Source organism: Novosphingobium sp. THN1, assembly GCF_003454795.1.
In the GTDB taxonomy this organism is placed as follows: Bacteria; Pseudomonadota; Alphaproteobacteria; order Sphingomonadales; family Sphingomonadaceae; genus Novosphingobium.
In genome coordinates, this window is the sequence record NZ_CP028347.1 from 926,699 (window position 1) to 938,883 (window position 12,185).

The 12,185-nt window shown below is 63.1% G+C and carries 9 protein-coding genes and 2 pseudogenes; 10 read left to right on the forward strand and 1 reads right to left on the reverse strand.

Annotation, left to right across the window (positions count from 1 at the left end; all coding sequences use genetic code 11):
• Positions 1-3 precede the first annotated feature (3 nt).
• The 3 genes from C7W88_RS04565 to C7W88_RS04575 are packed head-to-tail and all read left to right on the forward strand — an operon-like array spanning position 4 to position 4,064.
• Positions 4-564, forward strand: coding sequence for a hypothetical protein (locus tag C7W88_RS04565; protein WP_118072659.1), 561 nt, complete (start codon positions 4-6; stop codon positions 562-564).
• Positions 561-2,969: an AAA family ATPase gene (locus C7W88_RS04570; protein ID WP_118072660.1), complete on the forward strand. Its 2,409-nt coding sequence runs from the start codon at positions 561-563 to the stop codon at positions 2,967-2,969. The genes C7W88_RS04565 and C7W88_RS04570 overlap by 4 nt, the downstream gene beginning before the upstream one ends.
• A 36-nt stretch (positions 2,970-3,005) precedes the next feature.
• Positions 3,006-4,064 carry a hypothetical protein gene (locus C7W88_RS04575; protein WP_118072661.1) on the forward strand — a complete coding sequence of 353 codons (1,059 nt, stop codon included), beginning with the start codon at positions 3,006-3,008 and terminating at the stop codon, positions 4,062-4,064.
• A gap of 213 nt (positions 4,065-4,277) precedes the next feature.
• Here the strand turns inward: C7W88_RS04575 and C7W88_RS04580 are convergent, their stop codons facing one another.
• Complete coding sequence (locus C7W88_RS04580; protein ID WP_118072662.1) at positions 4,278-4,484, reverse strand: hypothetical protein; 207 nt, start codon at positions 4,482-4,484, stop codon at positions 4,278-4,280.
• Positions 4,485-4,728: 244 nt separating this feature from the next.
• Here C7W88_RS04580 and C7W88_RS04585 point away from each other — a divergent pair.
• From C7W88_RS04585 to trbJ, 7 genes and pseudogenes are all read left to right on the forward strand, one after another.
• A pseudogene (locus C7W88_RS04585) lies at positions 4,729-6,710 on the forward strand (conjugal transfer protein TraG).
• A complete protein-coding gene (locus C7W88_RS04590) occupies positions 6,707-7,090 on the forward strand; it encodes a CopG family transcriptional regulator (RefSeq protein WP_118072663.1) in 384 nt (127 codons plus the stop codon). Before C7W88_RS04585 ends, C7W88_RS04590 begins: the two are co-directional and overlap by 4 nt.
• A gap of 255 nt (positions 7,091-7,345) precedes the next feature.
• The gene (gene trbB / locus C7W88_RS04595; RefSeq protein ID WP_118072664.1) at positions 7,346-8,329 is read left to right on the forward strand and encodes a P-type conjugative transfer ATPase TrbB; all 984 of its coding nucleotides are present in this window, start codon (positions 7,346-7,348) and stop codon (positions 8,327-8,329) included.
• Positions 8,326-8,658: a TrbC/VirB2 family protein gene (locus C7W88_RS04600; protein WP_118072665.1), complete on the forward strand. Its 333-nt coding sequence runs from the start codon at positions 8,326-8,328 to the stop codon at positions 8,656-8,658. The genes trbB and C7W88_RS04600 overlap by 4 nt, the downstream gene beginning before the upstream one ends.
• A complete protein-coding gene (locus tag C7W88_RS04605) occupies positions 8,658-8,933 on the forward strand; it encodes a VirB3 family type IV secretion system protein (protein ID WP_118072666.1) in 276 nt (91 codons plus the stop codon). The genes C7W88_RS04600 and C7W88_RS04605 overlap by 1 nt, the downstream gene beginning before the upstream one ends.
• 6 nt (positions 8,934-8,939) lie before the next feature.
• A pseudogene (gene trbE / locus C7W88_RS04610) lies at positions 8,940-11,355 on the forward strand (conjugal transfer protein TrbE); the annotation flags it as partial.
• A gap of 134 nt (positions 11,356-11,489) precedes the next feature.
• Entirely contained in the window at positions 11,490-12,182 is a 693-nt protein-coding gene (trbJ, locus tag C7W88_RS04615; protein WP_240344825.1) for a P-type conjugative transfer protein TrbJ, read from the forward strand.
• The last annotated feature ends 3 nt before the right edge of the window (positions 12,183-12,185 follow it).

Below are 12,185 nucleotides of genomic sequence, written 5' to 3' on the forward strand. Positions count from 1 at the left end.
CCCTTGGAAACCGCAATCGCGTTGCTGAAGGCGCATGGATATCGCGAGGCGAGTCATCCACTACCGATCGGATCAGCTAATTTTTCGTTCGATGCGGTTCTGACAGCCGACCGGTCGCTCGATCTGATCGTCCTTTCGGACACGACGATCGGCAATGAAGAACGGTTCCGTCGACAGATCTTGGCCCTCAGCCGCGCGCTCGATGTGATCCGATCCCGGCGTACTCTCACAGTGATATTGGTCGGCCAGCAACTCTCGGCCGAAGCGATGGAGAGCCTTATGCGGGTGTGCCGAGTGTTGCCGGTTGGTACCCTTATAGGTCCGAATGCTGAGTCCACACTGCGCGATTGGCTGGCCGTGTTGTTGCCGCTGCGTCTTCCAGACGCCGACAATATTCAGAGCGATTGGCGAGCGGAAGTGACCGAACGGCTGCCTCGCGCCAATACGCGTTCGGCCATCGCCTATCTGGGGGCGTCAGAGGCCGGCGGTGCATCCGTCCGAGAAGAACTGCGTCGCCGCGTCCAAGCCGTGCTCGACAGCCGGGCGGGGGACATTGGCGCATGATTCCTCAGCTTTCAGAACTCACGATCCGAGACTTCCGCAGCATCAAAGGCGAGCTTGTGATCCCGCTCGATGCGCAGATCGTGCTGATTCATGGGCCGAACGGTGCGGGCAAGACGAGCGTTGTTTCTGCACTCGAGTTGGCATTGACCGGCGATGTTGCCGGGCTGCGCCGAAACGATGCCAATGTTCAGCGGCATCTCGTCAATCGCGATGCTTCCTCGGCCTCGATCACGCTTAAGGCCGCCGGCTTAGCGCGTCCGGCCGCAGCGTTTGAGCTCCATCCAGGTCGGATCAAAGGCACTGCCCTGCTCGATCCAGCACAGCGTGCCTTCTATGTTGAGCGCTGTTATCTATCGCAGTCAACGCTCGGGCGGCTGCTCGACATCTATCAAAGCCCGGCTTCGCGTGATCAATCGAACACGCCGCTCACCCGTTTTGTAAAGGATTTGCTCGGGCTCGATCAGTTGGAGGCACTGATAGACGGGCTTCACCCGGCCGGACACAAGCGTCGCATGTTCAAGCTGACGCCGCGCTTAGAGCAGGTCGAACGCATTGACGGAGATCTTGCGGCTGCAGCGACACAGGCGAGTTTGGCAAACCGCTCGCGCCGGGCGCGAAGCGACGTGCTCAACACCGAATGGTCAGTTTACCAAAATCGGCTCAATCTCTCCCCAGACCTGAACGAAGCCGCGCAGGCGCTTCGCGATGATCCGGATCGCGAGAAAGTCAGCCTGATTGAGCAGATCCTGCGCGAAGCTGTCTCGCTTCGCGCGCACTGGGAATCACTCGAGGATCCCGGGGACAGCCGGGCACGGATCGAGGCGGCCGAAGCCGAAAGCGCTCGAGCGCTGGCGATGTATGATGCAGGTGCAGGCCGTCAGCTTGCAGAGGCGATCAACTCGCTCCGCGAACAATTCCCAGACCTGCCCGATCCAGCTGACGGGGACCCCAGCGCCGCGTGGTCAGAAGCCAATAGTCGCGTTGAACGCGAGGTGTCGCGCCTAGACGCAAGCCTGAACGCCGCAAAAGCGGCGGCAAATAAGGTCGAACAGATCGACCAGAATACGCGCCAGTTGCAAGCCCGAATGATCGTAATTGAAGGCCGTATGGCAGATTACGCAGAAGAGACCGCTGGCCTCGGCCAGGCACTCGCCACGGTGCTTCCGCATGTTCACACCGAAAACTGTCCCGTCTGCGACCGCGACTATAGCGAAGTGACGGGCGACACGCTTGCGTCGCATGTAAGAGCGAAGATTGCGAGGCTAGTCGAGCAAGCAGAGCAAGTACAATCACTCGGCACGGAGCGTCAGGCTGCGCAGCAGCAACTGGCCCAGATTGAACGTGAGCGAGGCATTTACGCCGGTCGCATGCTGGAAGCAACGGCCCAGACCTCACTGCAGCAGCAGATCGCCGCGCTCCGACGGGCTCAAGCGCTGCTCGCCGACAGCCGTTCTGGCGCAGCGCAAGGAGGTGCGATACGTAGAACCCATGCTGAGGCATCGGGTCGTGCCGCAAGGCTAAGGCTGCATGAATCCTCTGCCCGAGAAATCCGCGACCAGTTGAAGACGTTGTGCGAACGCATCTCGACCGCTCCGATTGCGGATACCGAAACCACTCCGGCGGCGTTGAGCCGCGTGATAGCGGGACTTGAGGCGGAACAGGCCCAATTAGCCGCGCGGCGAGACGACCGCGCGACGGCTATGGCTGTTGTAGACGAGCTGTTGAGCCTTGCAGCTGAGGATCGAGAGAGCGTCGCCGAGACTCAACGGCGCAAGGGTAACCGCGACGCCATCTCGGCCGCGCAACGTGAGATCAAGAAGATCCGTGACGAAGCTAATGTCTTGCGCGCTGCCGCCGAAGACGCACGTGGTGCCATTGTCAGCCGCGTTTTCAACAAACGCCTCAACGCAATCTGGCGCGACTTATTTGTACGGCTCGCCCCCAACGAGCCGTTTGTCCCCGCCTTTACGCTGCCGGAGGATCCGAAGGCGCCGGTCAATGCGATGTTGGAGACTGTGCACCGCGACGGTGGTCGCTATGGGCGTCCTGGTGCAATGCTCAGCGCAGGTAATCTCAATACTGCTGCGTTGACGTTGTTCATCGCCTTGCATTTGTCGGTCAAGCCGCCGTTTCCATGGCTTGTGCTCGACGATCCCGTTCAGTCAATGGATGAAATGCATATCGCCCAGTTCGCAGCCTTGCTGCGCACACTTGCAAAAGTAGAGGGTCGCCAGGTGATCGTCGCCGTTCATGAGCGCCCCTTGTTCGATTATCTGGCTCTTGAGCTCAGCCCGGCCTTCCCCGAGGATCGCCTCATAACCGTAGAGCTTGGACGTACGCCGGCAGGAACAACACGCTATGACCCTCAAATCATTCCTTTCGAGCCCGATCGATTGGTTGCCTGATGAGCTGCATCGATCAGCCTGCTTGAAGAGGTGCAAATGGGAGCGATGAAGGAACTGCACATCGAGACAATAAATCTCGAGGCGGAATGGCAACATCTTTTGGCGGCAATCCTAGGTCAGCCAACCGTGGGCCGAGCTCACGTAATGAAACCAGACGCAGGCCCTTCCGATGAGGAAGAATGGGAAATGATGCGTTTCGTCCCGGACATCGCGTTCACCCCGGCGGCAACAGCTGATCCGATTGCTGTCGAATTCAAGATGTTTCGCTGGCCAAGCGATTGGCGTTCGCGAATCCGCGATGCCATTTCCTTCATGAAGACGTTGCTGGCGAAAACCGACTACACTCGAGGAACTGTGATCCTTTCGCTCGAAATCAATGCCAATGATCGCGAAGCCCTTCGTCAGTTTGCTGGTCCGGATGTCGATCTCTGGGATCTAAACGATCTTCGAAGTATCGCAGCAGGAAATCCTGACTTTCTCGATCGACTTGAAGAGCTCGTAAGTGAAACATTAGTCGAGAGTTATGGCGCTGCGACGCTTGGGCGCCCAGCGGACACGCTACAAGGAGCGTTGATTGCTGCAAAGTTGCGGGCGACCCCGGCGGGGAAGCCAGGCTGGCAGGCATTTGAAACCGCTTGCTATGAGGCGATCCAGTTTTTGTTCAGTCGGGAACTCCACAAACTGGTTCCGCAACAGCATAGCTGTGACGGGTTGCATCGGATGGACTTGATCGGCCGGATCCGGCCCGAGCGAAACTCCTTCTGGGCTCTACTCGCTTCAGATTTTGCGACCCGCTACGTCGTTTTCGAAGCTAAAAACTACAAGAAACCCATAGGCCAAGCCGAGGTCGACATCACATCAAAGTATCTATTTCGCGCTGGGCTCCGGACCGTCGCAATTGTTGTCGCCCGCGAAGGAGCCTCCGCGCCGGCGATAACCGCAAGTGCTGGACATCTTCGGGAGGACCGCAAATTCATAATGGTTATCAGCATGGACGACCTCTGCGCCATGCTGGAGGGTGCGGACGCCGGAGACCCGCCGGAGAACAAGCTCTTCGATCGGATGGATGAAACGCTCATGGCGATGGGACGCTGATAAGACTGCGCGATTACACGAATGACCAGTTTCGGCGTCGCCGGTCATGCCGAGTAGTCGCGTATAACGGCAGCAACGTCCCAGACCCGGTCATTCGAGCAATTCATCTCACACCATGAGTGAACGATGAGTTTCAGGACGCCGGTTTGGCTTTCTCTCCGACCGATTTGATGGCCAATTCAGCTTGGTGGGGTCAGTTGCCGCTGCTCTCGCTTAGCCCTTCGGCTTCGGGGTCACCCAGATATCAACGGGTGCTACGAACTTACCGGGCGCGGGCTTGCCCACGTCGATGCGTTCTGCCGTGACGAGTTCGCCAGTTTCAAGATTGAAGCTGATCCAGGGTTTCGGCATGCGGGCGAACTTCATCTTCTGGATGGGTCGACCAGTTGTCGTGTTCATGATCGTCGCGATGATGCTCATTCGGCGGCGGCTACCGATCAGATCACTGATCTGTCCAGCCTCCCGTCAGACCTATCGACAGGCGCTGGTGATCTGATCTCCTCGACATGGCAGCTGTAAGGACCACGGGGTCGGTAACCGCCCAGCAAACGGACCGGTAGGCAAACTGCCGGGCCCTTCTTTCAGTTCGCCACTCTGCGCCCGCCACGCAGTCTGCCTTGAACAGCCAAGTACGGCTCCGCAGCGTTCCCGAAGGAGCGCAAATATGTCGGCAACACGTATTCTCTGGGGTCAAATAGCAGTCGTGCTGTTTATCGTGGTCTTTGGCGTCTGGGGAGCGACCCAATGGACGGCTGCGGCCCTCGGGTATCAGCCTGAATTGGGGGAACCGATCGGCTACGCCTTCGGTCGTCCGGTATATCCGCCGCCTGCGATTTTCTGGTGGTGGTTCAGTTTCGAAGCCTATGCCCGAAGATCTTCGAAACCGGCGGACTGATTGCTGCCGCCAGCGGATTGGTTGCCGTAGCTGCCGCGATCGCCATGTCCGTTTGGCGCGCGCGCGAATTGAAACGGACAGAAACCTTTGGCTCCGCGCGATGGGCTGAGGGGACCGAGGTCGCTGCCGCCGGGCTGATGGGTGACCATGGCGCTGTCCTTGGCCATTACGAACACAGCTATCTTCGCCACGACGGTCCGGAGCACGTTCTCTGCTTCGCGCCGACCCGCAGTGGCAAGGGCGTCGGGCTTGTCATCCCGACCCTGCTGACCTGGCCTGCCTCAGCCATCATCCATGACATCAAGGGCGAAAACTGGAACCTCACTGCCGGTTTCCGCTCGCAGTTCAGCCGGGTCCTGTTGTTTGACCCGACGAATGCCAACTCGGCAGCCTACAACCCCTTGCTGGAAGTCCGGCGCGGTGTGGCCGAGGTCCGAGACGTTCAGAACATCGCGGATGTCCTCGTCGATCCCGAAGGCTCACTTGAACGCCGCAACCACTGGGAGAAGACCAGCCATTCGCTGCTCGTCGGCGCGATCCTGCATGTGCTCTATGCCGAACCGGACAAGACCCTGGCCGGCGTGGCAGCCTTCCTATCGGACCCCCGCCGCACCATCGAGGCGACGCTGACCGCCATGATGGCAACGCCGCATCTGGGAAAAGCCGGTGTTCATCCGGTTGTCGCCAGCGCTGCCCGCGAACTGCTCAACAAGTCCGAGAACGAGCGATCCGGCGTCCTGTCGACCGCCATGTCGTTTCTTGGCCTCTACCGGGATCCGGTTATCGCGGAGGTCACCCGGCAATGCGATTGGCGGATCACGGACCTGGTGACGGGCAAGCAGCCGGCCACCCTCTACCTCGTGGTGCCGCCTTCCGACATCAGTCGGACGAAGCCGCTTATCCGCCTTATCCTCAATCAGGTCGGACGGCGGCTGACCGAAGAACTGGAGGCCAACAGCAAGCGGCACCGCGTCCTGTTGATGCTGGACGAATTCCCCGCGCTGGGGCGGCTCGACTTCTTCGAAAGCGCGCTGGCCTTCATGGCTGGATATGGCCTCAAGGCTTTCCTGATTGCCCAATCGCTGAACCAGATCGAGAAGGCCTATGGCCAGAACAACGCCATCCTCGACAATTGCCATGTCCGGGTCTGCTTCGCCACGAACGATGAGCGTACTGCCAAGCGCGTCTCGGACTCGCTGGGCACGGCCACGGAAATGCGGGCGATGAAGAACTATGCCGGGCACCGGCTGTCCCCCTGGCTGGGGCACTTGATGGTGTCGCGTTCGGAAACGGCGCGGGCCTTGCTGACACCGGGCGAGATCATGCAGCTGCCCGTTGACGACGAGATCGTAATGCTGGCCGGGCTGCATCCGATCCGAGCCAAGAAGGCGCGATACTTCAAGGACCAGCGAATGACTGCCCGCGTTCTGCCGCCACCGGAGTGCCGGAAAGCCGGGCCCAACACCGTAAATGCTGGTGCCTGGGCGGACATGATTGTCCAGTCCGCAATGCCTAAGCCATTGCCCGCCGGAGATGACGACAAGGGCGATGCGGACAACGGCGGTATCAGGCGGGAGCCCGAGCTTCCTGACCATGAGGAAATCGTACCGCCGCCGCGCGTGGTCAACGAGTTCGAGTTCGAGGAACCCATGATCGAGGAAGATCTGGCGCAAAGTCAGCGGCAATCTGATCGCATGCGGACCGTTGCCCGCCAGGCCGCGCTTGATCCCGGCGACGGGATCGAGCTGTGAAGCGCACCCGTCACACCTTCCGCCTGCCGCCCGAGCTTGCCGACCAGTTGGCCGACTACGCTTCACGCAAGCGGGTTTCGCAGGCCGCCGTCGTCGAAGCGGCGCTGGCATCGTTCCTGTCACCAGACAGTTCCGAACGCATGGAAGCCGCCTTCAGCCGCCGTCTGGATCGGATTTCACGGCAGTTGGACAAGCTGGATTACCATGTCGAGGTCGGCAACGAGGCCATCGCCCTGTTCGTGCGGACCTGGCTCATCTCCAACCCGGCCTTGCCGGACAGCCAGCTTCCGGCCGCGCAGGCACAGGCGCAGGAGCGGTTCACGGCTTTCGTCTCAGCCCTCGCGCGGCGGATGGAGAGTGAGCAACGCCTGGCGCGCTGAAGGTTGCGGCCCTGCCCATGGGCCAGGACGTTTCTGACATATGCGGCGCCTTATGTCAGAAACGGGCCCGGAATCTGAATTAGGCTACGACGCGCCGAACGCCCTGGTTCCCTCATTGCCGCTTACGCCAGTGTTTCTATGGGCACGCTGCGCCTTGCTCGCAGCAAATGCTTGTTGCCCTGCCGTGATCTGATGCCCTTTTGATCCGCCTCGTCACGCGGGCCGGTTGTCGGTGCGCGCAATTGCGAGGCAGCGATGAGCGTCATTCCGATCCGGTCCGAGGCAGCAACGCGCGGTGCGCGCATGCTCCGCACCGCGCTCGGCCCTGAAATCGGTGCCTGGCTGGAAGAGCCGGCGGTCATCGAAGTCATGCTCAATCCCGACGGACGACTCTGGGTCGATCGGCTCGGGCTTGGGATTGCCGATACGGGCGCGGTGCTGTCCGCCGCCGATGGTGAGCGGATCATCCGCCTTGTCGCGCATCATGTGGGTGCTGAGGTGCACTCAGGCGCACCACGGGTCTCGGCGGAATTGCCCGGGACGGGGGAGCGGTTCGAGGGGCTGTTGCCGCCGGTGGTGGCAGCGCCCAGCTTCGCGATCCGCAAGCCGGCAGGCACGGTGTTCACTCTGGCGGACTATGTCGCGGCCGGGATCATGCCGACGGCATTCGCCGATGCTCTTGCTGCCGCAGTCGCGGCGCGGGCCAATATCCTCGTCGCGGGCGGGACGTCGACCGGCAAAACGACGCTGACCAATGCGCTCCTCGCCGAGGTCGCCCGGACCGGCGACCGGGTGGTGCTGATCGAGGATACGCGCGAGCTGCAATGCGCCGCGCCCAATCTGGTGGCGCTGCGCACCAAGGATGGCGTGGCCTCGCTTTCGGATCTGGTCCGTTCGGCCCTGCGGCTGCGCCCCGACCGGATCCCCATCGGCGAGGTGCGCGGCGCCGAGGCGCTCGATCTCCTCAAGGCCTGGGGCACCGGCCATCCCGGCGGGGTCGGAACGATCCATGCCGGCTCTGCGCTCGGCACGCTGCGGCGGCTCGAGCAGCTGATCCAGGAAAGCGTGATCACGGTGCCGCGCGCCCTCATTGCCGAGACCATCAATGTCATCGCCGTGCTCGTCCGCGACGGCACCGGTCGGCGCCTTGCGGAACTGGTCCGCGTCGAAGGCCTTGATGCCGCCGGCGACTACCGCCTCATCCCCCTTGTTCCCCCAACCGAAGGAGAATGCCCATGACCCGAACCCTTGCCCGCGCCCGCAATCGCGCGTCCGCGATCATGCTCGCTGCCGCCGCCGCCCTAGTCACGGTCATGCCGGCCCATGCCGCCGGCTCGTCCATGCCGTGGGAAGCCCCGCTCCAGTCGATCCTCGAATCGATCCAGGGGCCCGTCGCCAAGATCGTCGCGGTGATCATCATCATCGCCACCGGCCTCGCGCTTGCCTTCGGCGACACCTCGGGCGGTTTTCGGCGGCTGATCCAGATCGTCTTCGGCCTGTCGATCGCCTTTGCGGCCTCGTCCTTCTTCCTTTCCTTCTTCTCGTTCGGCGGCGGAGCGCTGGTCTGATGGAGACCCCGCCGCCCGGACTGCCGCTGGGTTACGCCGTGCCCGTCCACCGGGCGCTGACCGAGCACATCCTGCTCGGCGGCGCGCCGCGCGGCCTCGCGATCGCCAACGCGACGCTGGCCGGCGCGATCGGGCTTGGCCTGCGTCTGTGGATCGCCGGCCTCGTGCTCTTCGCGCTCGGCCACATGGTCGCAGTCTGGGCGGCCCGGCGCGATCCGCAATTCGTCGATGTCGCCCGCCGGCATCTGCGCTTCCCCAATTTCCTGAGGGTGTGAGGCTCCATGTTCTCGCTTCGCGAATACCGGAACAAGGCTGACCGCCTCGCCGACTTCCTGCCCTGGGCGGCGCTGGTCGCGCCCGGCGTGGTGCTCAACAAGGACGGCAGCTTCCAGCGCTCTGCCCGCTTCCGGGGCCGGATCTCGACAGCGCGACCCCTGCCGAGCTCATTGCGACCACTGCGCGCCTCAACAGCGCGCTGCGCCGTCTGGGATCGGGCTGGGCGATCTTTGTCGAAGCGGTCCGCCGGGCGGCGCAGAACTATCCGGAGAGTGATTTCCCCGATCCGGCCTCGGCCCTGGTCGAACGCGAGCGCGCAGCCCAGTTCGCCGAAGAAGGTGCCCATTTCGAGAGCGCCTATTATCTGACCCTGGTCTGGATGCCGCCTGCCGAGGATGCCGCGCGGGCCGAGAGCTGGCTCTATGAAGGCAAGGCCCACAAGGGCGTCCAGGCACGTGAACTGCTCGAGCTGTTCAGCGATCGCACCGACCGGCTACTGCGCCTCATCGAAGGTTTCGTGCCCGAAGCCGTCTGGCTCGACGACAGCGAGACGCTGACGTATCTCCACAGCTGCATCTCGACCCGCAATCATCGTGTGCGCGTCCCCGAGACGACGATGCATCTCGATGCGCTGCTGGCCGACGAACCGCTGACCGGGGTCTCGAACCCAGGCTCGGCCAAGCCCATCTGCGCACCCTGACCGTGGTCGGCTTTCCGAGTGCAACGTTCCCGGGCATCCTCGACGAGCTCAACTCGCAAGGCTTCGCGTACCGCTGGTCGACCCGGGCGATCATGCTCGACAAGATCGATGCGACGAAGCTGCTGGGCAAGATCCGCCGCCAGTGGTTCGCCAAGCGCAAGTCGGTCGCCGCGATCCTCAAGGAGGTCATGACCAACGAGGCCTCGGCGCTGCTCGACAGCGACGCCTCGAACAAGGCCGCCGATGCCGATGCAGCGCTGCAGGAACTGGGCTCGGACCTCCAGGGCATGGCCTATGTCACGGCCACGGTTACCGTCTGGGACGAAGATGCCGCCATGGCGGCGGAAAAGCTCCGCCTCGTCGAGAAGGTTATCCAGGGCCGCGATTTTACCGTGATCGTCGAGGGCATGAACGCGCTCGAGGCCTGGCTCGGCTCGCTGCCGGGCCATGTCTACGCTAATGTCCGCCAGCCCCCGATCTCGACCCTGAACCTCGCCCACATGATCCCGCTCTCGGCGGTCTGGGCCGGGCCGGAATGGGACGCCCATTTCAGGGCGCCGCCCCTATTCTATGCCCGCACGGAAGGCTCGACTCCGTTCCGCTTTGCGCTCCATGTCGGCGATGTCGGCCATACGCTGATCGTCGGACCGACCGGAGCGGGCAAATCGGTGCTGCTCGCGCTGATGGCGCTGCAGTTCCGGCGGTATGACCGCGCGCAGATCTTCGCCTTCGATTTCGGGGGCTCGATCCGGGCGGCAGCGCTCGCCTGCGGCGGCGACTGGCAGGATCTCGGAACCAGTCTGGCAGGCGATGGCGCCGGCGCTGTCATGCTCCAGCCCCTTGCGCGGATCGACGAGCCTGCCGAGCGCAACTGGGCGGCGGAATGGCTCCAGGCGATCCTGACCGGCGAGGGCGTAACCGTCGATCCGGCGACCAAGGAGCATCTCTGGTCGGCCCTGACTTCGCTCTCGACCGCGCCGGTTGCCGAGCGCACGCTCACCGGTCTTGCCGTGCTGCTCCAGTCGCAGGCCCTGAAGCAGGCGCTCGCGCCCTATTGCATCGGCGGGCCCTTCGGGCGGCTCCTCGATGCCGAGGCCGAGCACCTGGGCGAAGGTAAATTCCAGGCTTTCGAAACCGAAGGGCTGACCGGTTCGGCCGCCGCGCCTGCCGTGCTCTCCTACCTTTTTCACCGCATCGAAGGCCGCCTTGATGGCTCGCCGACCCTCATCATCATCGACGAGGGCTGGCTGGTCCTCGATAGCCCGGCGTTCGCCGCCCAGCTGCGCGAGTGGCTCAAGACGCTGCGCAAGAAGAATGCGAGCGTGGTCTTTGCGACCCAGAGCCTTGCCGACATCGAAACCTCGGCGATCGCGCCCGCTATCATCGAGAGCTGCCCGACCCGCATCTTCCTGCCCAACGAACGGGCGATCGAGCCGCAGATCCTCTCGGTCTACCGCCGGTTCGGCCTCAATGACCGGCAAATCGAGATCATCGCCCGCGCGGCCCCCAAACGCGACTATTACTGCCAGTCAGCCCGCGGCAACCGCCTGTTCGAACTGGGCCTCGGCGAAGTTGCACTCGCCTTTGCCGCCGCCTCCTCGAAGACCGACCAGCTGGCGATCAGCGAGCTGACCGAGACCCATGGCACCGCAGGTTTTGCCCGGGCCTGGCTCAGGCATCGCGGCCTTGCCTGGGCCGCCGACATGCTTCCCCCGATCCCGTTCCCCCGCCCACAGCAATCGAGCTGCGGGCCAACCCAAGGAGTAGTGCCCATGAAATCGTCCCGTAACCCCCGGGCCTCCGGCAAATGTTCGCGGCAGGCGCGGCTGTGCTGTCACTCGGTGCGGCTGCGATCATGCCCGCCCCGGCCCATGCCCAGTTCGGGTTCGGCGGGATCGTCTATGATCCCACCAACTATGCCCAGAACGTGCTGACGGCAGCCCGCACGCTCGAGCAGATCAACAACCAGATCCGCATGCTGCAGAATCAGGCAACGCAGCTCATCAACGAAGCGCGCAACCTGCAGGCCCTGCCGCTGACTGTGCTCGAGCCGCTCCAGCAGCAGATCCGGCAGACCCAGCAGCTGCTGAGCCAGGCCCAGGGCATCGCCCATGATGTCGAGGCGATCGAGCGCGAATTCGCCCGCAACTATTCGCCCGCCAGCCTGACCGGATCGCAGCGCGACATGGTTCGCAACGCTCAAGAGCGCTGGCGCACCAGCGTCGGGGCCTTCGAGGATGCGCTCAAGGTCCAGGCCGGAGCCGTGCAGAACCTCGAAGGCTCCCGCACCGCCGTGCAGAGCCTGGTCACCGCCAGCCAGTCGGCCACTGGCGCGCTTCAGGCAGCGCAAGCCGGAAACCAGCTGCTCGCACTGCAATCGCAGCAGCTGGCCGATCTCATCGCAACCATGGCGTCCATGAACCGAGCCCAGGCGCTCGATGCCGCCAATGAAGCAGCTGCCAAGGCCCAGGCCCGCGAGCAACTGCGCCGCTTCATGGCACCGGGCCGCGGCTACGTGCCGGTGAGCACGAAGCTCTATCGGGACTGAACG

Coding starts and splice junctions, on each gene's coding strand:
- C7W88_RS04570 (WP_118072660.1), top strand. CDS start 561: ATGATTCCTCAGCTTTCAGAACTCACGATCCGAGACTTCCGCAGCATC.
- C7W88_RS04575 (WP_118072661.1), top strand. CDS start 3,006: ATGGGAGCGATGAAGGAACTGCACATCGAGACAATAAATCTCGAGGCG.
- C7W88_RS04580 (WP_118072662.1), bottom strand. CDS start 4,484: ATGAGCATCATCGCGACGATCATGAACACGACAACTGGTCGACCCATC.
- trbB (WP_118072664.1), top strand. CDS start 7,346: ATGAGCGTCATTCCGATCCGGTCCGAGGCAGCAACGCGCGGTGCGCGC.
- C7W88_RS04600 (WP_118072665.1), top strand. CDS start 8,326: ATGACCCGAACCCTTGCCCGCGCCCGCAATCGCGCGTCCGCGATCATG.
- C7W88_RS04605 (WP_118072666.1), top strand. CDS start 8,658: ATGGAGACCCCGCCGCCCGGACTGCCGCTGGGTTACGCCGTGCCCGTC.
- trbJ (WP_240344825.1), top strand. CDS start 11,490: ATGCCCGCCCCGGCCCATGCCCAGTTCGGGTTCGGCGGGATCGTCTAT.